The sequence below is a fragment of the Ruegeria sp. CDSA034 genome, assembly GCF_059612275.1.
The window spans coordinates 442,376-466,519 of the sequence record NZ_JBXWQH010000002.1; the positions used below are offsets into that span (position 1 = coordinate 442,376).

General features: G+C 57.9%; 19 protein-coding genes. 12 read left to right on the top strand and 7 right to left on the bottom strand.

The window, feature by feature from the left end; genetic code table 11:
• Positions 1–267: 267 nt before the first annotated feature.
• The 8 genes from xdhA to AC2FLJ_RS06165 all read left to right on the top strand — a co-directional run bounded on the left by xdhA (position 268) and on the right by AC2FLJ_RS06165 (position 11,190).
• Positions 268–1,629: a xanthine dehydrogenase small subunit gene (xdhA, locus tag AC2FLJ_RS06130; protein WP_496704842.1), complete on the top strand. Its 1,362-nt coding sequence runs from the start codon at positions 268–270 to the stop codon at positions 1,627–1,629.
• A complete protein-coding gene (xdhB, locus tag AC2FLJ_RS06135) occupies positions 1,626–4,028 on the top strand; it encodes a xanthine dehydrogenase molybdopterin binding subunit (protein WP_496704844.1) in 2,403 nt (800 codons plus the stop codon). Before xdhA ends, xdhB begins: the two co-directional genes overlap by 4 nt.
• Positions 4,028–4,963: a xanthine dehydrogenase accessory protein XdhC gene (gene xdhC, locus AC2FLJ_RS06140; RefSeq protein WP_496696233.1), complete on the top strand. Its 936-nt coding sequence runs from the start codon at positions 4,028–4,030 to the stop codon at positions 4,961–4,963. The genes xdhB and xdhC overlap by 1 nt, the downstream gene beginning before the upstream one ends.
• On the top strand, positions 4,960–6,477 hold the full coding sequence (locus tag AC2FLJ_RS06145) for an ABC transporter ATP-binding protein (RefSeq protein WP_058275481.1): 1,518 nt from the start codon (positions 4,960–4,962) through the stop codon (positions 6,475–6,477). The genes xdhC and AC2FLJ_RS06145 overlap by 4 nt, the downstream gene beginning before the upstream one ends.
• 63 nt (positions 6,478–6,540) lie before the next feature.
• Positions 6,541–7,623: an ABC transporter permease gene (locus AC2FLJ_RS06150; protein WP_058276029.1), complete on the top strand. Its 1,083-nt coding sequence runs from the start codon at positions 6,541–6,543 to the stop codon at positions 7,621–7,623.
• Positions 7,624–7,626: 3 nt separating this feature from the next.
• Positions 7,627–8,547, top strand: a complete 921-nt coding sequence (locus tag AC2FLJ_RS06155) for an ABC transporter permease (protein WP_108859238.1) — start codon at positions 7,627–7,629, stop codon at positions 8,545–8,547.
• A gap of 35 nt (positions 8,548–8,582) precedes the next feature.
• Positions 8,583–9,656 carry a BMP family ABC transporter substrate-binding protein gene (locus AC2FLJ_RS06160; protein WP_282151819.1) on the top strand — a complete coding sequence of 358 codons (1,074 nt, stop codon included), beginning with the start codon at positions 8,583–8,585 and terminating at the stop codon, positions 9,654–9,656.
• A gap of 166 nt (positions 9,657–9,822) precedes the next feature.
• Positions 9,823–11,190, top strand: a complete 1,368-nt coding sequence (locus AC2FLJ_RS06165; RefSeq protein ID WP_496704847.1) for an MFS transporter — start codon at positions 9,823–9,825, stop codon at positions 11,188–11,190.
• Positions 11,191–11,232: 42 nt separating this feature from the next.
• Here the strand turns inward: AC2FLJ_RS06165 and AC2FLJ_RS06170 are convergent, their stop codons facing one another.
• Together AC2FLJ_RS06170 and AC2FLJ_RS06175 are read right to left on the bottom strand one after the other, a co-directional pair.
• Positions 11,233–12,465, bottom strand: a complete 1,233-nt coding sequence (locus AC2FLJ_RS06170) for an HlyD family secretion protein (RefSeq protein ID WP_282118935.1) — start codon at positions 12,463–12,465, stop codon at positions 11,233–11,235.
• Between the two features lie 3 nt (positions 12,466–12,468).
• Positions 12,469–12,873: a hypothetical protein gene (locus AC2FLJ_RS06175; RefSeq protein ID WP_496704849.1), complete on the bottom strand. Its 405-nt coding sequence runs from the start codon at positions 12,871–12,873 to the stop codon at positions 12,469–12,471.
• Between the two features lie 180 nt (positions 12,874–13,053).
• On the opposite strand from AC2FLJ_RS06175, the gene AC2FLJ_RS06180 reads away from it, so the two are divergent.
• From AC2FLJ_RS06180 to AC2FLJ_RS06190, 3 genes are all read left to right on the top strand, one after another.
• Positions 13,054–14,121, top strand: coding sequence for an NAD(P)/FAD-dependent oxidoreductase (locus AC2FLJ_RS06180; RefSeq protein ID WP_496704851.1), 1,068 nt, complete (start codon positions 13,054–13,056; stop codon positions 14,119–14,121).
• On the top strand, positions 14,118–14,771 hold the full coding sequence (locus AC2FLJ_RS06185; protein WP_496704853.1) for a DUF938 domain-containing protein: 654 nt from the start codon (positions 14,118–14,120) through the stop codon (positions 14,769–14,771). The genes AC2FLJ_RS06180 and AC2FLJ_RS06185 overlap by 4 nt, the downstream gene beginning before the upstream one ends.
• A gap of 68 nt (positions 14,772–14,839) precedes the next feature.
• Positions 14,840–15,175 carry a carboxymuconolactone decarboxylase family protein gene (locus AC2FLJ_RS06190; RefSeq protein WP_058275472.1) on the top strand — a complete coding sequence of 112 codons (336 nt, stop codon included), beginning with the start codon at positions 14,840–14,842 and terminating at the stop codon, positions 15,173–15,175.
• Positions 15,176–15,211: 36 nt separating this feature from the next.
• On the opposite strand, the gene AC2FLJ_RS06195 is transcribed toward AC2FLJ_RS06190, so the two are convergent.
• From AC2FLJ_RS06195 to AC2FLJ_RS06215, 5 genes are all read right to left on the bottom strand, one after another.
• Positions 15,212–17,719, bottom strand: a complete 2,508-nt coding sequence (locus AC2FLJ_RS06195) for a GcvT family protein (RefSeq protein ID WP_496696242.1) — start codon at positions 17,717–17,719, stop codon at positions 15,212–15,214.
• A 137-nt stretch (positions 17,720–17,856) separates the two neighbouring features.
• A complete protein-coding gene (locus tag AC2FLJ_RS06200) occupies positions 17,857–19,104 on the bottom strand; it encodes a hypothetical protein (RefSeq protein ID WP_496704855.1) in 1,248 nt (415 codons plus the stop codon).
• Between the two features lie 100 nt (positions 19,105–19,204).
• Positions 19,205–20,611 carry an FAD-binding oxidoreductase gene (locus AC2FLJ_RS06205; RefSeq protein ID WP_496696246.1) on the bottom strand — a complete coding sequence of 469 codons (1,407 nt, stop codon included), beginning with the start codon at positions 20,609–20,611 and terminating at the stop codon, positions 19,205–19,207.
• Between the two features lie 24 nt (positions 20,612–20,635).
• Positions 20,636–22,429 carry a gamma-glutamyltransferase gene (gene ggt / locus AC2FLJ_RS06210; RefSeq protein WP_496704857.1) on the bottom strand — a complete coding sequence of 598 codons (1,794 nt, stop codon included), beginning with the start codon at positions 22,427–22,429 and terminating at the stop codon, positions 20,636–20,638.
• 67 nt (positions 22,430–22,496) lie between these two features.
• Entirely contained in the window at positions 22,497–23,483 is a 987-nt protein-coding gene (locus tag AC2FLJ_RS06215; protein ID WP_282169011.1) for a 2-hydroxyacid dehydrogenase, read from the bottom strand.
• Positions 23,484–23,681: 198 nt separating this feature from the next.
• Between AC2FLJ_RS06215 and AC2FLJ_RS06220 the strand changes: the two genes are divergently transcribed.
• Positions 23,682–24,143, top strand: a complete 462-nt coding sequence (locus tag AC2FLJ_RS06220) for an SH3 domain-containing protein (protein ID WP_234416571.1) — start codon at positions 23,682–23,684, stop codon at positions 24,141–24,143.
• Position 24,144: the final 1 nt, after the last annotated feature.

Consider the following 24,144-nt stretch of genomic DNA (forward strand, 5'->3'; position numbering starts at 1 on the left):
ATTATTCGGCTTTTCCAGAAGGTGCTTCGGAGCCCGACAGCAGCCAAAGACAAAAAACGCTTTAGTTTCAATCAGGTGATCTCTAAACGAAGATAACAATCACGCAGAGTCAGTGCACAATGGTGTATCACATAGGTAGTTTTTCTTGCCAGACAACCTGCGCTGTTTCTAACATCAGATGGCAAGCTATCCGCCCGCTACTCTTTCTACGTCGCATCGAAGGGGGGCACGCAAGGGCGCAACCGGGTAAGGCGACGGGTTTCTCGAATGAATATCACGTTTCTTCTGAACGGAGAGACAGTGGAACTGGCGGATGTCAATCCGACAGCGACCCTGCTGGATTGGCTGCGTGAGGATCGCGGCCTGACCGGCACCAAAGAAGGCTGCAACGAAGGCGATTGCGGGGCATGCACTGTCATGGTGACGGATGAAGGTGGCCACAAGGCGCTGAATTCCTGCATCCTGTTTCTGCCTCAACTGCATGGTAAGGCGGTTCGCACGGTCGAAGGCGCCAGTGGCCCCAACGGCGAGGCGCACCCAGCCCAGCAGGCGATGGTGGATCTGCACGGCTCGCAATGTGGCTTCTGCACCCCCGGTTTCGTTATGTCGATGGTGGCAAGTCATGCAAATGGCGCGACGGATCACGACACCCAGCTTGCTGGCAACCTGTGCCGCTGCACCGGCTACGCGCCGATCATTCGCGCCGCCAAGGTTGCCGAAGAAGTTCCCGTGCCAGTTTGGGTGAAAGACAAGCCAGTCGCCACGCGGGTCACATCGCAGATGTTGCCGGAGTCTTCGGATGAATTGGCCAAAATCTATGCGGAACACCCGGACGCCACTCTGGTCGCCGGCGCAACGGACGTTGGGCTTTGGGTGACCAAGCAACTGCGTGACCTCGACCCAGTGATTTTTCTGAACCGCTGTGATGATCTGAAAGAGATCACCATCACGGATGACGAGGTTCTGTTCGGCGCGATGGTCGATATGAACCGGATGGGCGAAGCACTGGCGGACCTGCACCCGTCTTACGCCGAAATGATCCGGCGCTACGCCAGCGTTCAGGTGCGGCACGCGGCCACCGTGGGCGGAAATATCGCAAACGGCTCGCCCATCGGAGACAATCCTCCTGCACTGATCGCCCTGGGCGCGACGCTACATCTGCGCAAGGGCGACGAACGTCGCTCGGTCGCATTGGAGGACTTCTTTATCGACTACGGCAAACAAGACCGGACACCTGGCGAGTTTGTCGAATCCGTAAGTTTTCCGCGTCAGGCGGATCGTTTGAAGGCCTACAAACTCAGCAAACGGTTCGATCAGGATATCTCGGCCGTGTGTGGGTGTTTCAACATCTCTGTTTCGGACGGAATGGTTACTGATGCCCGTATTGCCTTTGGTGGTATGGCCGGAACTCCCAAACGGGCTTCAAATGTCGAAGCCGCGCTGGTTGGCAAGCCATGGACGCATGAGACCGTTCAGTCCGCCATTCCGGCCTTCGACAGTGATTTCACGCCAATGACGGACATGCGCGCATCGGCCAACTATCGGCTGCAGACCGCCAAAGCGCTGCTCGAACGATATTTCCTTGAGGATCAAGGCGAAGTGACAAATGTATTGGAGGTGTCCGCATGAGCGTGACCAAACCCCTCCCCCACGACGCGGCGCCACTGCATGTCGCGGGAACCGCACGCTATGTAGATGACATTCCGACACCCAAAGGATCGTTGCATCTAGCCTTTGGAATTAGCCCGATTGCCAAGGGTAAGATCACCACGATGGACCTGTCGGCGGTGAAGGCAGCTGAAGGTGTCGTCATGGTGATGACAGCCGACGATCTGCCATTTGCCAATGACGTCTCACCGTCGATCCATGATGAACCTCTGCTGTCTGATGGCACGGTGCACTATATCGGGCAGCCCGTTTTCCTCGTCATTGCGACCAGCCACCTTGCCGCGCGGAAAGCGGCGCGTTTGGGCCAGATCGATTATGCCGAAGAGACCCCAATCCTGACGGTTGAAGAGGCGCTTGCCGCAGACAGTCGGTTCGAGGACGGTCCGCGCATCTACGCCAAGGGCGATGCGGATGCGGCCATTGCGGGTTCGGCGCATGTGATCGAAGGTGGATTCGAGCTTGGCGGTCAGGAGCATTTCTATCTGGAAGGTCAGGCCGCACTGGCCGTGCCCAATGAGGGCGCGGATATGTTGGTGCATTCTTCGACCCAGCACCCGACCGAGATTCAGCACAAAGTAGCGGACGCTCTGGGTGTTCCGATGCACGCGGTTCGCGTTGAAACGCGCCGTATGGGCGGCGGCTTTGGCGGCAAGGAAAGTCAGGGCAACGCTTTGGCTGTTTCCTGCGCTATCGCGGCACGTGCAACCGGCAAAGCCTGCAAGATGCGCTATGACCGCGATGATGACATGATCATAACCGGCAAGCGCCACGCATTCCGGATTGCGTATAAGGCCGGGTTTGATGAGAACGGTCACATCCAAGGCGTTTCCTTCCTGCATCATGCGATTTGCGGTTGGGCCCAAGACCTGTCCCTGCCCGTCGCGGACCGCGCGATGTTGCATTCGGACAATGCCTATCTGCTGCCGAATGCCCGGATCGAAAGCCACCGGCTGAAAACTAACACTCAATCCGCCACCGCCTATCGCGGCTTCGGCGGACCACAGGGTATGGTCGGGATCGAACGCGTGATGGATCACGCTGCGTATGAGCTGGGAATGGACCCGGTCGAATTGCGTCGCCGGAACTACTATGAGCCGGCGCATGTTGTTGCGGATCCCGTGATCGCTGAAAAGCCGCTGGGCCATCCTGACCCGCACGAGGACCTGACCAGCCGAGGCGCGGTTGAGATGGGCAACGCCCCGGTGCGTCCCTTGCCCGCAGGTGGCAATACCACGCCGTACGGGATGGAGGTCAGTGACTTCGAACTGCACGGCATGACTGCCAAGTTGCTGCAATCCAGCGACTACAACGCGCGCAAGGCAGCCATCCAGAAGTGGAACGCCGAGAACAGCGTGATCAAGAAAGGCATCGGCTTTTCTCCGGTTAAGTTCGGCATTTCGTTTACGTTGACCCATCTGAACCAGGCGGGCGCGTTGGTGCATGTGTATCAGGACGGCTCGGTTCACCTGAACCACGGCGGCACCGAGATGGGGCAAGGTCTTTTCCAAAAGGTCGCGCAAGTGGCCGCGTCCCGCTTTGGTATTCCGTTGGAGATGGTGAAAATCACCGCGACCGACACCGCCAAGGTGCCGAATACCTCGGCTACGGCCGCGTCCTCGGGCAGTGACCTGAACGGTATGGCGGTCAAAGCGGCCTGCGACACGATCCGCGACCGGATGGCTGACTATCTGGCGCATCGACATCAGGCCGATCCCTCAACGGTGACGTTCTCTGATGGCCACGTCTCGGTCGGCGTAGAGCGCTACACATTCTCAGAAGCAGCTGCGCTGGTTTATCAGGGCCGGGTCAGCCTGTCTGCGACCGGGTTTTATAAGACACCCAAGATCGAGTGGGACCGGATCAAAGGCCGGGGGCGTCCGTTCTTTTATTTCGCCTACGGCGCGTCGATTACCGAAGTCGCGATCGATACACTGACAGGCGAGAACCGCATTTTGCGGACGGATATCCTGCATGATGCAGGCGCGTCGCTGAACCCGGCGCTGGATATTGGGCAGGTCGAAGGCGCATACGTACAGGGTGCGGGATGGCTGACCACGGAAGAACTTGTCTGGGACGGCAAGGGCAATCTGCGCACGCATGCGCCGTCGACCTACAAGATCCCCGCTTGCTCGGACCGGCCTGATGTTTTCAATGTCGCGCTCTGGAGCGGTGAAAACCGCGAGGACACGATCTATCGCTCAAAAGCGGTCGGAGAGCCGCCGTTCATGCTGGGTATTTCCGCGTGGCTTGCCCTGTCGAATGCGGTGGCGGCCTGCGGGGACAGCTATCCGGCACTGGATGCACCCGCCACGGCTGAAGAAGTCTGGAAGGGTGTCCAGCGGGTAAAGGGAGAGACCTGATGGGATTTGATCGAGAGGCTTTGAGGGAGGCGGTCAAAACCCACGGCAAGGTGACCCGGGTGGTTATCGCCGGGATCAAGGGGTCATCCCCCCGTGAAGTTGGCGCTGCAATGCTTGTTTGGGAGAACGGGCAGTCGGGCACCATCGGCGGTGGCACGTTGGAGTATCAGGCGGCTGAAGCAGCTCGATCCCAAGCAGCGCCCATGCGCCAAACGCACCATGCCCTCGGCCCGGATATGGGCCAGTGTTGTGGCGGTGCAGTAACTCTGCTGAGTGAAATCTACGATCTTGCGGCCGTCGACAGGCTGGATGATGCAGTCATTGCGCGCTCGGCTTCGGGCGGTGAGATGCCGCTTTCGGTCAAGCGACTGTTGTCGCAGGCCCGCGGTCAAGGTGTTGCGCCCGAACCGCAGCTGATTGACGGCTGGATGGTCGAACCCGTTCACGAACCGGCGCGCAATCTGTGGATATGGGGTGCCGGTCACGTTGGCCGGGCTCTGGTTGACGTTCTATCCCCATTGCCTGATCTGTCAATCACCTGGGTCGATACCGGGCCTGAGCGTTTTCCCGAAGCGGTGCCCGCAGGCGTAACCGTCGTTCCGGCAAGCAAACCGGCCGAGCTGGTTCGCCATGCGCCGCGTGATGCCGAGCACCTTGTGCTTACTTATTCACACAATCTGGACCTGGAGCTGTGCAACAGGTTGCTTTTGCATGATTTCCGCTTTGCGGGCCTGATTGGCTCGGCTACGAAATGGGCGCGGTTCCGATCCCGGCTGGCCGCTTTGGGACATGCGCCCGAGCGGATTGGCCGGATCACCTGCCCAATCGGAGATCCAGCCTTGGGTAAACACCCGCAGATGATCGCAGTTGGTGTCGCGGCGCAGATCCTGCGCCCTGCCCGGCAAAACGAAATAAAGAAGGACCTGAGCGCGTGACCACTCCACTTCTAAGCTTACAAGGGCTGACTAAAGCCTATCCCGGCGTCGTGGCCAATGATCAGGTGTCCTTTGACATCGGTGAGGGCGAAGTTCACGCCTTACTGGGCGAAAATGGTGCCGGAAAATCCACTCTCGTAAAGATGATCTATGGGCTGGTGAAGCCCGACAGCGGCACCATGCTGCTGCGCGGACAAGCCTTCGCACCACCCGAACCCCGCGCCGCACGGGCGGACGGGATCGCGATGGTGTTCCAGCACTTCTCGTTGTTCGACGCATTGAACGTGGCCGAAAACATCGCCTTGGGGATGGAAAACCCACCAGCCATGGGCGATCTGGCGGCGCGTATTCGCGAAGTTTCGGAAACTTACGGTCTGCCACTGGATCCCTATCGCACCGTCGGCGATCTGTCCGCGGGTGAGCGTCAGCGGGTCGAAATCATCCGCTGCCTGTTACAGGATCCGAAGCTGCTGATCATGGATGAGCCGACATCGGTTCTGACACCTCAGGAAGTCGACATTCTGTTTGAAACGCTGAACAAATTGCGGTCCGAAGGTACTTCGATCCTGTATATCTCGCACAAGCTGGAAGAAATCCGCACACTGTGCGACCACGCCACAATCCTGCGTTTGGGTAAGAATGTCGGCGAATGCGTTCCAGCTGAGACCTCAGCGCGGGATATGGCCGAGATGATGGTGGGTTCGACCCTGCAAACACCCGAGCGTTCGGGGCGTGAGTTCGGTGAGGTCGCCCTGGATGTCAGCGGTTTGTCAGTTCCATCACCATCCGAGTTCGGTACCGCATTGAAGAATGTCCACATGACCGTCCGTAAGGGCGAAGTTTTGGGCGTTGGCGGTGTCGCGGGCAACGGCCAGGACGAATTGTTGGGCGTTCTGTCGGGCGAGATCACCACAGCACCCGACGCGATTAAGTTCAACGGCCAGCCGATCGGAAAACTGGGGCCTACCGCGCGCCGCAAGCTGGGCGTTCTGACCGCTCCGGAAGAGCGGTTGGGACATGCGGCCGCCCCTGACATGAGCCTGACCGAAAACGCTTTGCTGACTGGATCGGTCCGGGAAGGACTTGAGAACAACGGCTTCCTCAAATGGGCAGAAACCAAGAGTTTTGCCGAAAAGATCATCAGTGCCTTTGACGTCCGCACACCGGGGCCAGAAAACGCAGCACGATCTCTGTCAGGGGGCAACCTACAGAAATTCGTCATTGGGCGCGAAGTCCTGCAAAACCCGGACGTTCTGGTTGTGAACCAACCGACATGGGGCGTTGATGCGGCCGCCGCGGCCTCGATCCGTCAGGCCATTCTGGATTTGGCCGCCAAAGGCACCGCAGTCATCTGCATATCGCAAGATCTGGATGAGCTGATGGAGATATCGGACAGCTTTGCAGCGCTCAATGAAGGGCGGCTCAGCGCTCCGCGTACGACCACGGGTCTGACGGTCGACGAAATCGGCCTGATGATGGGCGGCGCGCATGGCATGGAGGTGGCCCATGTTTAATCCGTCGGACCGCCTTCGGCGGGAAAATTTACAAAAAGATGAAGAAACTGGGGGAATGAGCAGATGATTGTGTTGGAGAAACGGCCGCAGCCGTCCAAAGCGTGGTCTTACGCGACCCCTTTGGTGGCCGTGCTGGCAACCATGGTTTTCGGCGGCATCCTGTTCGCCATTCTGGGCAAGAACCCGATCCAAGCCATTGGCACCATTTTCTGGGAGCCGCTGTTTGGCGAGTTCGCTTTCTACTATCGTCCACAATTGCTGGTCAAAGGCGCGCCGCTGGTTCTGATCGCCATTGGCCTGTCCTTGGGTTTCCGAGCCGGTATCTGGAATATCGGGGCCGAGGGGCAATACATCATGGGCGCTATCTTTGGCGCAGGTGCAGGTCTGGCCTTTTACCCGCTGGATGCGTTCTACGTTTTCCCGATCATGGTGATCGCCGGCGCATTTGGCGGTTGGCTTTGGGCGGCGATACCGGCCTTCCTGAAGGTGCGTTTTGGCACCAACGAAATTCTCGTATCACTGATGCTGGTCTACGTGGCCGAGCAGATGCTGGCTTCGGTTTCGCTTGGCCTGCTTAAAAACCCCGAAGGGTTCGGCTTTCCCGGATCGCGCAACCTGCAATCCTATGAAAGCGCGCATAACGCTGAGTTGATCGCCGGATCGGGTATGCACTGGGGTGTGGTGACCGCGCTGATCGCTGTGATCTTTGCCTATGTCCTGCTGAACCGTCACATGCTGGGCTTCCACATTCGCCTGACGGGTGAAGCGCCTCGGGCGGCGAAGTTCGCGGGTGTAAACCCGGCACGTCTGATCCTGTTCTGTCTGGGCATGTCCGGTGCCCTGGCCGGGTTGGCGGGGATGTTCGAGGTCGCAGGCCCATCAGGTCAGGTCAGCATCGACTTTAACGTGGGCTACGGCTTTACCGCGATCATCGTGGCCTTTCTGGGCCGTCTGCATCCGGTGGGTATCCTGCTGGCAGGTGGCTTAATGGCGTTGACCTATATTGGCGGCGAAATCGCGCAATCCCAGTTGGGCCTGCCTGCGGCTGCCATTCAGGTCTTTCAGGGCATGCTCCTGTTCTTCCTGCTGGCTTTCGATCTTTTGACCAACTACCGCATCCGTGCGGCCCGTAATGAGGTGGCGTGACCCATGGACCTAGGTGAAATCAATCCCGTACTTCTGGTCGCCTCGCTTATGGTGGCCGCAACCCCCCTGCTGCTGGCGGCGATCGGAGAGCTTGTCGTCGAAAAAGCAGGTGTTCTGAACCTTGGCGTAGAGGGCATGATGATCGTCGGCGCAATCAGCGGATTTGCGATATCTGTCGAAACAGGATCACCCTGGCTGGGGTTCATTGCAGCAGCCATTGGTGGCGCGGTTCTGTCCCTGCTGTTCGTCCTGCTGACGCAGTTTGCGCTGGCGAACCAGGTGGCCAGTGGTCTTGCACTTACCCTGTTCGGCCTAGGCTTCAGCGCGCTGATGGGTCAAAGCTATGTAGGTGTCAAACCGCCCAGCATGGGAGATATCCATATCCCGTTGCTCAGCGATATTCCGGTGATCGGCCCCATCCTGTTCCAGCATGATCCGATCCTGTATCTGGGCATCGCGCTGGTTGCAGCCGTCTGGGCGACACTGAAATACACCCGCGTCGGTCTAATCCTGCGCGCAGTGGGTGAAAACCACGACGCCGCACACGCCCTGGGCTACAAGGTCATCAAGATCCGCATCCTGGCGATCCTGTTTGGTGGCGCCTGTGCGGGCCTCGGTGGGGCCTATATCAGTCTGATCCGCGTTCCGCAGTGGACCGAGGGCATGACCGCCGGTGTTGGCTGGATCGCTCTTGCGCTGGTGGTCTTTGCCAGCTGGAAACCATGGCGTGCATTGCTAGGTGCTTATTTGTTTGGCGGAATCACGGTGTTGCAGCTTAATCTGCAGGCAGCAGGCGTTGCCATCCCAGTCGAGTATCTGGCAATGTCGCCCTACATCATCACGATCCTTGTGCTTGTGATCCTTTCGGCCGACAAGAGCAGCGCACCTGCCTCACTGGGCCGGACCTTCCACGCCTCGCACTAGACGGGGCCAATTGAACCAACTTGGGGAGAAACCACATGAAATTCACTTCACTTCTTGCCAGTGCCGCCATGGTGCTGGGCCTTGCGACCGGCGCGGTCGCACAGGACAAAACAAAAGTAGGCTTTGTCTATGTCGGCCCGGTGGGCGATGGCGGCTGGACTTATGAACACGACAAAGGCCGTCTGGCGGTTGAGAAAGAATTCGGCGACAAGGTCGAGACCGTGTTTGTTGAATCCGTTCCCGAAGGCCCGGATGCCGAGCGTGTGATGACCCAGATGGCGCTTGAAGGCGCTGACCTGATCTTTACCACCTCGTTCGGGTACATGGACCCAACGATCAACGTGGCCAAGAAATTCCCGAACGTGAAGTTCGAGCACGCGACCGGCTATAAGACCGCACCGAACGTGTCCGTCTATTCGGCCCGCTTTTACGAAGGCCGCGCCGTTCAGGGCCACATCGCGGGTAAAATGACCGAGTCGAACATCATCGGCTACATCGGCTCCTACCCAATCCCCGAAGTGATCCGCGGCATCAACTCGGCCTACATCCATGCCAAAAAGGTAAACCCGGATGTCGAGTTCAAGATCATCTGGGCCTACACTTGGTTCGACCCGGCGAAAGAGGCAGATGCCGCAACCGTTCTGATCGAACAAGGTGCGGACGTGATCCTGCAGCACACCGACTCGACCGCGCCGCAGGCCGCCGCACAAGAGGCAGGCAACGTGATCACTTTCGGTCAGGCCTCGGACATGAGCGAATATGCTCCCAAGCCGCGCGTATCGTCGATCATCGACAACTGGGCGCCCTACTACATCGCGCGCACCCAAGCGGTCATGGATGGGTCGTGGGAAACCGTGAACACCTGGGACGGTATCAAGGAAGGCATGGTTGAGATCGGTGAGATCTCGGACGCCGTTCCGGCCGACATCAAAGAGGAAGCACTGGCGATGAAAGCGGCCATGGCAGCGGGTGAATACCATCCCTTCACAGGCCCGATCAAAAAGCAGGACGGCAGCGACTGGCTGGCTGAAGGCGAAACCGCCGATGACGGTACACTGGCAGGCATGAACTTCTACGTTGAAGGTCTGGAAGGCGAAATTCCGCAGTAAATCTTTGCACGAACACGCTGAAGGGCTGGCCATTAGGCTGGCCCTTTTTCGTTTCTATGCGAGCACCTCGCCTAACCTTAACTAAATACTGTCTTGACGAGTGCCGGCACGACGGACCTGATGGGGTTAATGTTTTACCTGTCTCAACACGAAACGTAAAAATCCCATGGAGATCAAAGCGCAAGACCACAGCCGCTGGTGGATACTCGGCGCAATGGGTGCCATCTTGGGTGTTATTCTGCTGGACGAAACGGTCGTCAGCGTCGCGCTTCCGACCATCCGCGATGAACTTGGCCTGTCTCTGCTGGAAGCGCATTGGGTGGTGAATATCTATCTGCTGGTGTTGGCTTGTTTTGCGGGCGCAGCAGGACGATTGGGCGATGTTCTGGGCATTCGTGTTTTGCTCAGTGCGGGTTTATTGGTTTTCGGCTTATCCTCTGCGCTGGGAGGGTTTGCCGAAAGCGGATTTGAACTGCTAACAGCGCGCGCCGCACAGGGCATCGGTGCAGCACTGATTTTCCCGCTGTCGCTAGTGGTTCTGATCCAGTCTTTTGACGAAAAGGAACGCGGGCTGGCACTGGGTTTATATGGCGGGATCGGGACAGTATTCCTGTCAATGGGTCCGCTGGTTGGAGGCGTTCTGACCGAATATCTGTCTTGGCGCTGGATCTTCTGGGTCAACCCCCCAATCGTGCTTGTGGTCGCTCTGGTCGCAAGGGCTTTCTGGCGGGACCCGCCACACCAACGGGAGCGCGAGTTCGACCTGAAAGGCCTAATTCTACTGGTGACGGGGTTGGCGGCTATTGTGTTTGGTGTCATGGAGGGCCCGGACAGAGGCTGGGCACAGCCCGAAGTTCTTATGGCCCTGTCAGCGGGTCTTATTTTTTTGGTGTTATTTGTCCGCGTCGAACAGAGGGCAACATCGCCTCTGATTGCCATCTCCCTTTTTGCCGGCCCCGGGTTTGCTGCTTCAAACATGATCCTGTTCACCGCACAATTCGGCAAGATTACTCTGTTCGTGTTCGGCGCATCCTACTTTCAATCAAAGCTCGGGTTTTCACCGCTGACTGCTGGTGTCGCCCTGTTGCCGATTGCTTTTCCGCAGATTTTCATTGCCCCGATGGCGGGGAAAATTGCTGATAAATTTGGCTCTCGCGGCCCTTCTCTGACAGGTACAGCGCTGGGTACGATTGCCATACTTATTGTCGCACTGGGAATGCATTTGGACGTCGCCGCGCTGATCTATGCTGGCTACTTCCTTTGGGGTTGTTGCGTGCCGTTTCTGTTTGTCCCCCCAAGGCGGGCCATCATGTCAATGGTACCACAAGCTCTGCACGGACAGGCAAGTGGCATCTCGATGACATTTCAGCTGCTGGGCGGTACGGTCGGGATGGCCCTGGGCAGTTCGGTTTTTGCCATAACTGGCTCGTTCACTCTGGTTTTCTGTTTTGTTGCGGCGTTCGCTGTCTGCATTCTCGCGTTTGCTTACGCGTCCCTCGCCTTAGATAACAAACCCGGCCGCCTAGCGGTTTAAACCTCACACAGGCCGGATCTGAAATCAAAACGCTTGAATGGATCAATGCCCGGTCAGCACCAGCGTATTCACCGGCATCAGGATCAGACGCAGGCGCAGACCTGCAGCATGAACAACACCGATCGTGTCGATCACATGCAAGGCGGCGGCGTGCCAGAATCCCAAATCCTCATGCTCAAGCCGTTCATGGTTATCGGTGTAGACATTGGCCAGACAGTTGCTGCCGGGCGGTATGTCATCGGCCATGTTTTTGTACAGCGGCTCCATATAGACCAAAATCGAGCCGGGCACCTTGTTGGTCTGAACATCGCGCAGCTCATCTGTGGGACGTATCTGACCTGACGGGATGACATCCTGCACCTCAACCACAACCATCGGGATCACGGTGAAGGGCTTGGTCATGCAGCCCAACTCTCCGATCATGCCCGGCTTGATGACCTGAGCGGCCATCTGGTTGAATGCAGCCTGAAACCGGTTATGGCCCGAGCTTGACGGGACCAGAATGCCCGCAGGCCGCAGCAAAGGACTGACATAGTCGCCCACCTGAAGGCCAAATTGTTCAACCCGACCGGTCACACCTGCGCTTACGAGTGTTTTGTCCAGCTCGGTCAGCGCGGCGTCCAACTGGGCGTTGGCGCTGGCCAGTTGGGCCGGGATCAGTTCTTCAATCTGCTGCACCACGGCGGCACGGCGGGATCGCGATGCGGTCAGCTGCGCTTCACGCTCGGCAACAAGGTTTTCCAACCGGTCGATTTCGGCCAATCGCACGGCGCTGGAGCCTTCGTCCCGCAGGGTGGTGTTACGCTCCAAATCCTCAAGCGATTGATCCAATGCAGCGCGCGCGCCTGCGATGCCTGCGTCGGCCTCGGCCAGATCGGTTTCCGCCACTTTCAGCGATGCCTGAACCTGCGCGATCTGCGCATGCGCGGCCTCAACCTGTGCGGTTTGGGTGAAATCCTCGATCCGGAAAATCGGCTGGCCGGCAGTGACCTGCTGATTGTTGGTGACGTAAATTTCGGACACGCGACCGCCGAGTTGAGGCAGAATTGTCACCGTTCGGAAATAGGACGCCGCCGTTTTACTGGCAGGGTGGAAGTAAAACAGCGTGGTGATCACGGTCAGCGCAAGAATGGCGCAGGTGGTCAGGCCCCAACGCAGTTCATACCACATAGTGAACAGTGTGATTTCATGGCCTATACGTTTGCCCTGTACGTAACGACGAAACAGGTAATCCGGCAACACGGTGACCAGCGCGCACATCAGTGTTTCAAGCATCTCTTACTGCTCCTGCTGCGCGGTCGGTTGCGATGGGGCCGCTGGGGCAGGAACATCGTTGCCTTGATTGCCCAAGGATCGGATCGCGTCAGCAATGGCGCGCAAGGGGGCGGCGACATCCGGGAACTGGAACCCGGCTACAAGAATGGCCGCCACCCAGAACAGACCATTGTGGGTAAACAGAGCCAACAGCGCCAATATCCCCACAAGCTGAAACTGAGGGTGGTTGGATTCATGCGCGATTTTTTCCGGGATGGAGTGCAGCGTAAAGTAGCCAACTCCGATCAGAACGATCACCAAAACGGTAAAAACAAACATGAAGGTCAGCAAAAAGTCGCTGCCATCTGCCTGCGTGACGTATGAGGGGATATGCCCCGTGGCCATTGGATGTAAATCTGCCGGTGTCACGTCTTTCTCCGATTCCGATGATAGCTGCACTAAAAACAGGCCGGTCTCTTTGGTTCAAGTTTACATTGCGGAAATTACGCCTCTTTTCCAATAGTGTTACGCATGCGAAGCTTTGCGCATGAATAAAAGCAGATCTCAAATCCACCCGTTTTGGGGTGATCCTAGGGCGGAGTTTCTAACATGATCGATTTCTTGGTCATCGGTGGCGGCATCGCCGGATTAAGCGCGGGCGCGCGTTTGTCCGAACATGGTCATGTCGTCGTGCTCGAAGGCGAAGACGCGCTGGGATATCACACCTCTGGCCGGTCAGCGGCGTTGTTTGAAAAGGGGTATGGACCACCTTCCGTCAAGACCCTGAATGCAGCGAGCGAAGCTTACCTCAGATCGAACGGCTATCTGTCGCCACGCGGGTTGATGCTGATTGCCGGGCATGATCAACGAGATGAGTTTTTTCAGGATCAGGCTGACCTTCGTCTGTCAGAGATCTCGGTTGACGAGGCCATTTCGCGGGTTCCGATACTGAACCCACAGACTGTTGGGTTTGCCGCCGCCAGCAACGTTGCTTTTGGCATTGATACCGACCGGATGATGCAAGATTTCGCACGTGTGATCCGGGCCAACGGTGGCTTGGTTCTGACCCGTCAGAAGGTCAACGGCATCATCAAAGCCCGACACTGGCTTGTCGAAGCGGCAGAAACCTTCGAGGCCCGAGCCCTTGTGAATGCCGCAGGCGCGTGGGTGGATGAGATCGCCATGATGGCTGGCGTTACACCGATCGGCATAGAACCGCGCCGGCGATCTGTGGCCCGTATTCCCGCCCCTGCCGGTCATGACGTGACCGGTTGGCCTTTGATGTTGGGCGCTGGCGAAGGCTGGTATGCGAAACCGGATGCCGGAAAGTTGATCGTTTCCCCTTGCGAGGCTGATCCGACCTTTCCCCATGATGCCTATGCGGACGACATGGTGTTGGCCGAGGGTCTGGCGCGGTACGAAGCGATGGTGACCGAGCCGGTCACAAGGGTCGAGGCGAACTGGGCTGGGCTTCGCAGCTTTGCGCCGGATGGTACGCTGGTCTTAGGACCCGACCCTGCCGAACCCACGTTTATCTGGTCGGCAGCGCAAGGCGGTTATGGCTTTCAAACGGCACCGGCGGCCTCACAGCTGGTGGCAGATTTGACGACCGGTGCTCGTTCAGAATTGGAGGCGGCGAGCGTTTCCGCCCTAAGGCCAGAAAGGTTACGTGGATGACGAAACGCAAACTTCCCGCAAATGCCAGCGTGGCGACGGTATCCGATGGGCAAAAATTGGTCGCTCCGGCGGCCAGCAGGAATGCCGATGCGCTGTGTGATCTCCTGGCTCAGTTCGCCCCTGTGTCCGGTCGCGCGCTGGAACTGGCCAGTGGTACAGGGCAGCACGTCGTGGCTTTTGCAAATCGACTGCCCGGCCTGAATTGGCAACCCAGCGAGATTGACAATGAACGGCGCGCATCAATAAACGCTTATGCAGAGGGCGTCCAAAACATCGCCCCGGCGATAGAACTCGATGTGGTCCAACCCGGTTGGCATTCTGTTCACGGGGCAAATGACCTGATCCTCTTGATCAACTTGCTGCATCTGATCAGCTGGTCGGAGGTGGAAGCCTTGGTGACCGAGGCCGCGCTGGCTCTGAACCCGGGCGGTCGGCTAGTCCTCTACGGGCCATTCATGCGCTCCGGCCAGTTGACCAGTACCGGAGACCAGAACTTTCATGCTGCGTTGAGCCGACAAGACCCGGACATCGGATACAAGGATGACGCCGACATTCTGGGCCTGCTGCGTCGAGTTCAACTGAGTTTAATCGGTGCTGTTGAAATGCCGGCAAACAACCTGGCATTTGTCGCTGAAAGACCTGCAGTCTGATCAAGATCAAAGTCAGGCAGCTTCCATAAACATATTCACAAGGTGATATGTTTAAAGGAAGCCCACAAATGAACTGGCAAGACAAGCTCTCGGATACGCGCAACAATCTGCGCAACCTCAACGCTGCAATCCCTGATACCGCCCGTGCCTTCGGTGCGCTGGGAAAAACCGTCAAAGAAGGCGGTTCGCTGGATTACAAAACCAAAGAGCTGATCGCTTTGGGTATGTCCATCGCTGCCCGCTGCGAACCTTGCATAACGCTACACACCGAAGCTCTGATCAATGCCGGAGCAAGCCGCGAAGAAGTGTCAGACGTTCTGGCCATGGCCATTCAAATGGGCGGAGGACCGTCGATGATGTATGCGGCCAAGGCGTTGGAATGCTTTGACGAGCTATCAGTATGAAGAAAGGCCCCGGAGATCTCCGGGGCCTTTGCTTGATCATCCGTCCTTGCGGATAGTTTCGTTTTTCGGATCGTAGGGGCTGTCGCATGTTACGACCGCATCCCACAATTTGTCCTGAAGCTTGACCTTCAGCTTGGTGCCTTCGACCGCCAGATCGGGTTTCACATAGCCCATGCCGATGGATTTCTCGAAGGCGACCGAATAACCGCCCGAGGTCAGACGACCGACGCGTTCACCTTCCGGCGTATACAGCACTTCACGGCCCCACGGATCGGCATCCTCCGGCCCGTCGATTAGCAGGGTGCAGCATTTCACGCGTACGCCAGTCTCTTCCAGCTTGGCCTTGCCATAGAAGTCTTTGGACAGGTCGACAAAGCGCGGCAGGTCGGCTTCTAGCGGGGTCGCGTCGCGGCCCAGCTCGGTGCCGAAGGCGCGATAGGATTTCTCCTGACGCAACCAGTTCTGGGCGCGGGCACCGACCAGCTTCATACCGTGTTTCTCACCAGCTTTTTCCAGTAGGTCGAACAGGTAGTTCTGCATCTCGATCGGGTGGTGCAATTCCCAGCCCAGCTCACCGGTATAGGCCACACGGATCGCGTTGACCGGGCACATGCCCAGTTCGATCTGGCGGGCCGACAGCCATGGGAAGCGCTTGTTGGACAGTGCGGTTTCCGGATCGGCGTCTTTGATGACCTCTTTCAGAACGTCCCGCGATTTGGGTCCGGCGATGGCAAAAACGCCCCACTGAGTGGTCACATCTTGGATCTCGATGTAACCGAACTCCTCCATCTTGTCCTCGGCCGCCTTGCGCAGGTAATCGGCGTCGTACTCAGTCCAGGCACCGGCAGAGACGATGTAGTAGTTGTTCTCGCCGTTACGGACGATGGTGTATTCGGTGCGGGTGGTACCGTGCGAGGTCAGCGCGTAGGTCAGGTTGATACGACCGACCTTGGGCAGCTTGTTGCAGGTGAACCAATCCAGGAACTGGGTCGCACCGGGGCCTTTGACGACATGCTTTGTGAAGGCCGATGCGTCGATCAGGCCAACGCCTTCGCGGATCGCCTTTGCTTCGTCAACGGCATGCTGCCACCAGCCACCGCGGCGGAACGAGCGGGCATCATGGTCGAAGTTTTCGGGTGCATCCAGCGGACCAAAGTAGTTCGGGCGCTCCCAGCCGTTAACCCAGCCAAACTGTGCGCCACGCGCTTTCTGACGGTCGTAGGCCGGAACAGTCCGCAGCGGGCGGCAGGCAGCACGTTCTTCATCGGGGTGGTGCAGGATATAGACGTGCTCATAGCACTCTTCATTCTTACGTGCTGCAAACTCGGTGGTCATCCAGTTCGACGAGTAACGTTTGGGGTCCAGCGAAGCCATGTCGATCTCGGCTTCGCCGTCGACCATCATCTGCGCCAGATAATAGCCGGTGCCGCCTGCGGCGGTGATACCGAACGAGAACCCCTCGGCCAGCCACATGTTGCGCAAGCCAGGCGCGGGACCAACCAGCGGGTTGCCGTCGGGCGTGTAGCAGATCGGGCCGTTGAAATCGTCTTTCAAGCCGGATTCGGCACAGGACGGCACGCGCTCGGCCATTGCCATATACTGGTCTGCAATCCGGTCGAGATCGAGCGGGAACAGATCAGCACGGAAGCTGTCCGGCACGCCGTGTTCGAACTGCGCCGGCGCACCATGTTCATAGATCCCCAAAATCCAACCGCCGCGCTCCTCGCGTGCATAAGATTCGTTGTCAGCATCACGGACAACAGGGTGTTCGGGGTTGCCCGCTTCACGCCATTTGACCAGCTCAGGGTCTTTGTCCATGACGATAAAGGTATGCTCGACCGGGATCGCGGGCATCTTGATGCCCAGCATCTTGGCCGTGCGCTGCGCGTGGTTGCCCGATGCGGTCACGACATGCTCGGCGGTGATAACCACCTGCTCATCCGACGGAATGAGGTTACCGCCCTTCTCGACCATTTTGGTGCAGGTGACTTCCCAATGAGTGCCATTCCAGTGGAAGGCATCGGCCTGCATCTTACGGACAATTTCCACACCGCGCTGACGGGCACCCTTGGCCATCGCCTGCGTTACGTCGGCGGGGTTAATGTAGCCATCTTCGGTGTGATAGATCGCGCCCTTCAGATCTGAAGTCTCGATCAGTGGCCAGCGTTCCTTGATTTGATCAGGGGTCAGCCATTCATATGCGACATCACAAGTCTCAGCCGTGGACGCATAGAGCATGTATTCATCCATGCGCTCTTGCGTCTGTGCCATGCGCAGATTGCCAACTACGGCAAAGCCCGCGTTCAAACCGGTTTCTTCCTCAAGCTGCTTGTAGAAGTCGACCGAGTACTTGTGGATGTGTGTCGTCGCATAGGACATGTTGAACAGCGGCAACAGCCCCGCTGCGTGCCATGTGGACCCTGAGGTCAGCTCATCCCGTTCGACTAGCATCACATCGTCCCAGCCTGCCTTGGCCAGGTGATATGCAATCGAAGTGCCGACGGCACCGCCGCCAACAACCAGTGCTTTGACTTGGGTTTTCATTACCGGGCGTCTCCCCTTGAATTCAGTTGACACCATATGGCGCATTTGAATGCCCCGGCGCGACATTCATCCGACCAGTGATATAAAGAAAACGACCCGTGCACGGCGCAGAGCGTCGATTTTTCGTGCGAAGGGTTTCAGTTGCCCCCGACAGAGCACCGTTTGCTGCTGCCCAACGTGGCACAGGATGACTTACCCAAACCGCCCTTCCTGACCTTGACCTCAGCCGATGGGGCAACCTGAGGTTCGGGCTCATCCGCGTTCGCGTTGGCGTGGGCCACTTTGCCCATCAATCCCTTAATGAACCCGCCGATACCACCTGTGCTGGCCACTTCGGTTTCCACCTCGCTCAACGCGGAGGCAAGCAGCAGGTTCTGCGTGCGAATGTAAGATAGCTGCGACAGTTCCTGATTTTCGAAGACTTCGCCGTTGGTGATGTCCATGACGCCCTCGGAATTAAAGCCCGAACTGCTTAGCGTGTTCGCTACCAAAGCGGCCGCATCCAGATTTTCCAGCTTTTCCTGACCCAACCTTAGCTGCGCGATTTGCATCGTTTCATAGAGATCGTGCATTTCACCCGCTATTTCGGGCTGCCGGATCAGGGGAACTTCGATTCCGTTGCCGACAACCAGGGCCGGATGCGGCAGCAATGCGTTCAGGCCTGCATAATCGACGAGGCCAAGAAACTCTCGGATCGTCGCATCGCTGGCATCTGCGTGAAGGCGGATAACCACCTCTTGATCAAAACCGATACGCCCTGTGAACGCGCGATGGTTGGTCTTTTTGGTATCATCCAGCAGATTTCCGGTTGTTTCGATGAAAGCGACGCCGTCAATCACCGCATACCCTCGTTCGGCCTTCATCCCATCCAGAAACGCGTCCTGCGCACTCAGCGCCAATCCGGCCAAAGTGTTTCGTGCCGCTTGGGGTTTGAGGGTGATATCAAGCCAGATCAGTTCATCTTCTTTTGCGTAAACAGTGCCTGTCTCATTCAGCTTTCGAAGCGCACCGTCTTTACCGGCAGCGTTGAGCTGAAGCAATTCGGCGGGCCCGCTGATCGAACTAATAAGGGGTACTGGCCCAAATTCTGAAAGAACTCTGGAGACTGCCTTGGCGTCGGGCTCGATCAGGGCATATTGCGCCCACCCTTCTGGGGGGCTCGGAAGAAAAGCTTTTGCACCGGCATCCCATAGCTTTTGACGTTCTCGCGCCGCTTGTTTCACTTCCCGCTCTTTTTGGCTTTGATCGAACCGAGCTGAGATGGTTTCAACATAACCGCTCAACGAAAGCGTACCGTCTGTCTTTTTGTCCTGCTGGAAGTAATCTAGCCCCGCAAGGACCAGACCAACTATCAACGCAAACCCAATGAACCTTAGCGCGCCCATTATGACCTCAAAATCAATTGCTCCTCATTTTCGCAATTGATAGCAGCAGAATTGGGCACCCTTGTGGCTCTGAGGCGGAATTCCCAAGGATGCGCCGTTTCTACGTGTTCGACAGGATCTTTCCGGGGTTCATGATGTTATCGGGGTCCAGTGCCTTTTTGATGGCAGTCATATACGTGACCGCTGGTCCGAGCTCTTTGACCAGGTAGGGCTGTTTGCCCTGTCCGATCCCATGTTCGCCCGTGCACGTGCCTTCCATCGAAATAGCCAGATCATTCAGCCAACCGACGAATTGGTCAGCTTTGCTGACTTCGTCCGCGTTTTCCATGTCGATCAGCAGCAAGGAATGAAAGTTGCCATCCCCGACATGCCCAACCACGGGGGCCATAAGTCCTAGCTCACGCGCTTTGTCCTGAGTCGCTGTGACGCACTTTGCCAAACGCGAGATCGGGACGCAGACATCCGTGGAAATTCCCCGCGCGCCCGGACGCAGTTGCAAGGAAGCCCAGTACATATCATGCCGGGCTTGCCAGAGTTTATTGCGTTCCTCAGTCGTTGAGGTCGCCGCAAAATCGGTGCCACCGAACTCTTCCGCGATCTGGTTGAAGGTTTCGGACTGTTCGACCGCACCGTTTTCCGATCCGTGGAACTCGAGCAAGAGCAATGGCGTTTCCGGCAGGCTCAGCCCGGAATAGGCATTAGCGGCCTGGACCGACATTTCATCCAGCAGCTCAATCCGCGCCACCGGAACACCATATTGGATCGTCATCATGACAGCCTGACAGGCCGCATCCACAGACGGAAATGAACAACGGGCCGAGGTGATCGCCTCGGGGATGCCCTGCAGGCGCAGGGTAAGTTCGGTGATGATTCCCAGCGTCCCTTCGGCCCCGATCAGCAGTCGGGTCAGGTCGTAACCCGCCGAGGATTTCTTGGCCCGGTGCCCGGTTCGGATGATCTGCCCATCCGGCATGACCACCTCAAGACTAAGGACATTGTCCTTCATCGTGCCATAGCGAACCGCGTTGGTCCCGGACGCCCGCGTCGCCGCCATTCCACCCAACGAGGCATTCGCGCCGGGGTCGATCGGAAAGAACAGGCCCTGATCCCGCAAATGGGTATTCAGGTCTTCGCGCGTCACACCCGGCTGTACGACGCAATCCAGATCACCCGGGTTCACAGCCAGCACCTTATTCATCTGGGTCAGGTCAACCGAGATACCACCAGCAGGGGCGTTCACGTGACCCTCCAACGATGTACCCGTACCAAATGCAATCACCGGTACCTTGTGCGTGGCGCAAGTTTTGACGATCTCGGAGACCTCTTCCGTGGAATGCGGAAAAACCACAGCATCCGGGGATTGGTTTTCGATCCAGGTGGTCGTGTGACCATGTTGTTCGCGGATTGCCTGACCGGTTTGCAACCGGTCACCAAACTTTTGTTTCAGGATGCCGACAGCTGCCTCGATCCCCACTTCATTTCGCGGCAAAGCGACTGCCTGCACCATGGTCTTCCCCTTTGAAACGCTGGGCTATTCGCCCAGCGCAATTCCTTCACGACGTGGATCGGCACCGCCGACCAGCACATCCCCGATCTCAATCGCATGCAGGCCCGATGTCAGGTCGCGCGGGTTCACTTCAAAACCCAACTCGATCAGCGGATCCGAAAACCCTTCGGCGGCGGTTCCCACTTCGACGTCATAAGTGCCAAAACGATTGACGAGATGCGGCAGTGAAAGGGCTTGCTGCACATCCATGTCCCAATCCGCCCAGGCGATGATCGACTTGGCAACATAGCCGATGATACGGCTACCGCCCGGCGATCCGATGGCCAGAACAGGCGCGCCGTCCCGCATCACAATTGTCGGGCTCATCGACGAACGTGGGCGTTTGCCAGGCTCCAACCGGTTGGCAATTGGAACACCGTCACTGTGCGTTTTAAACGAGAAGTCCGTCAATTCGTTGTTTAGCAGAAACCCGTTTGTCATCAGTCGTGAACCGAACCCGTTCTCAATCGTCGTCGTCATCGACAGGACGTTTCCGTACTGATCAACGATCGAGATATGCGAGGTTGAGGGTAACTCGATCGAGACATCGTCGGCCCAATTCGACGCATGATCAAACTCGGGGTTACCCGGTGCGACCTCTGTCAGGGCGGCTTCTCCGCCTAGCAGAGCGCCACGGTCGGACAGATAAGATGGATCAACCAAGCCCTGCGTTGGCATGGGAACAAAATCATGATCGGCCATGTAGCGACCGCGGTCGGCAAAAGCCAGACGCGAGGCATCACCGATCAGGCGCCATGCATTGGTGTCTTCGGGGCCCATCGCAGCCAGATCATAGCCGTCCAGCATGCCCAGAATCTGACCAACGGTCAGCGCGCCTGACGATGGCGGGCCCATTCCGCAGACCTCATAGGCGCGATAGGTTGCGCACACTGGTTCACGCTCAATCACCTGATATAGCGCCAGATCAATTCCCGACAGAACGCCCGGGTTGCCTTCGGCGTTGCGTACGGTGCTGACGATGCCAGCGGCAATCTCACCACCGTAGAAACCGGCCGAGCCTTCCTCGGCCAAAATATGCAGAGTTTCGGCATAGGCCGGGTTGGTCAGGCGTTGCCCCTGCTCAATCGGCTTACCGTCGGGCAGGAAATATTCTGCGGTTGCAGGAAAGCGCGACAGGCGTTCGGCATCCTTTTCGACCAGGCCAGCAAGGCGCGGAGATACCAGAAAACCGGCGTCCGCCAACGCGATGCCATCGGTAAACAGGCTTGGCCAGGGACTGCGGCCCCAGCGCCGGTGTGCCTCTTCCAGCAAGGCCGGTGTCCCGGGTGTGCCCACCGACAATCCGCCGACAACCGCATCAAAGAACTTCAGCGGTTCGCCGTTTTCGTCATGGAACAGCCTGTGGTTCGCCTCAAGCGGGGCCGTTTCACGCCCATCCAATGTCGTCAGCTTGCCCGATGCAGCGTCATACCAAACCAAAAATGCACCGCCACCAAGGCCCGACGATTGCGGTTCGACCAACCCCAGCACAACCTGAACGGCGACCATTGCATCAGCCGCCGACCCGCCAGCGCGCAAAACCTTTGCGCCTGCTTCAACCGCCAATGGATTCGCAGCAGCGACCATCCAGTTTTCAGATGTGACCGGCTGCCCTGCCATCTTGGCCTCAAGCGCAGCGATCACCTCTTCGGTCAGGCCTTGCACCTGCCCCTCGGACGCGCCTTCGGGCGCAACGGCATCCGCCGTTTCCTGAGCAGTCAATGGTCCTGCCAGCACCACCGCCGACAGCAACACTCCCGAAATCAGACTTCGTTTCATCGTATCCTCCTGAAAATATACGTGTGTAAATTGGCACCGCCCGCATCAAAACACGGGAAACACCTGATCAAAGCATTGCGGGGACCACCTGATCCGGTGGGCGGTGACCGTCTTCGAAAGTCTTGATATTTATAATAACTTTCTCGCCCATTTCGATCCGGCCCTCTAACGTGGCCGACCCCATGTGGGGCAGCAGAACAACGTTTGGTAACTGTCGCAATCTTGGGTTCACATCCGTCCCATGCTCATAGACATCCAGGCCCGCGCCGGCGATTTCGCCCGAGCGTATCCGACGCGTCAGAGCGTTTTCGTCGATCACCTCACCCCTTGAGGTATTCACAATAACGGCTGTCGGCTTCATCAATTTCAGCCGCCGTGCATTCATCAAATGGAAGGTAGACGGTGTCGACGGGCAATGGACCGAAATCACATCCATTCGCGCCACCATCTGATCAAGGCTTTCCCAGTAGGTCGCTTCCATCTCTTGTTCGGTCTCGGGGCGAAGCCTGCGACGGTTGTGGTAATGTACTTGCATTCCAAATGCGCTGGCACGGCGGGCCACGGCCTGGCCGATACGCCCCATGCCAAGAACGCCCAAACGCCGCCCGCCGATACGTCCGCCCAACAAGGCATTCGGCGCCCACCCGGTCCAATCGCCCTTTTGCATGACAGACAGACCCTCGGGAATTCGGCGGGTCACAGCGAGAATCAGCGCCATGGTCATATCAGCGGTATCGTCGGTCAGAACCCCCGGGGTGTTCGACACCAGAATGCCCCTCTGACGCGCGGTCGAGACATCGATATTGTCGACCCCCGCCCCGTAATTCGCGATCAAGCGCAGGTTTTCACCCGCTTGCCCCAAAAGGCCACCGTCGATCGTATCGGTCACGGTTGGCACCAGAACATCGGCGGTTTTCACGGCCTTCACCAGTTCTTCGCGGGTCATCGGGCTGTCATCGTCGCGCAACTGCACATCGAACAATTCGCTTAACCGGGTTTCAACCGCCTCGGGCAACCGTCGCGTAACGACAACACTCAGACGTTCTCTTGACACCTCTGCACTCCCACTGCTTTGCAAACCTTCGCGCGCCATGTCATCGTGGCGCAGGATAAGGCGGGGCACAAGAACCCCATAGGCATTGAGTCGACCTTTTTTCGAAGCAAGATCAACAGGCACAAGAGCAGACAGTAAGTGAGTGGTTTTCTACCCGTAAAACGCCTTGTTTCGGCGGCATTCGCTGTTTTCCTAACCGTGCTTGGCACCCTGCCCGCCAGCGCGCAGGACAAGCGTGGCCAAGTCACCAACCTGCCCCTTCCACGGTTTGTCTCGATGAAAGCCGCCGAGGGCAATGTGCGCCGAGGCCCATCACTGACTCACCGAATCGATTGGGTTTTCAAACGGCGCGGCATGCCACTGCAGATAACGGCAGAATACGGAAACTGGCGCAGGGTTCAGGACCGCGACGGCGCCGGGGGATGGGTGCACTACGCCCTGTTGTCCGGTGTTCGAACGGTGTTAGTCGATGCCGAACTACTGCCCGTGTACACCAGTCCGGACCCAAAGGCCCCGGTCAGCGCCCAATTTGAAACCGGCGTCGTGGCCCGCCTTGGCAGCTGTTCGTTGGATTGGTGTCAGATTTCTGCGGGCGGGTATCGCGGCTGGGCACAGAAAACGAACCTTTGGGGCGTCGACCCAGCCGAAATCCGAGAATAAC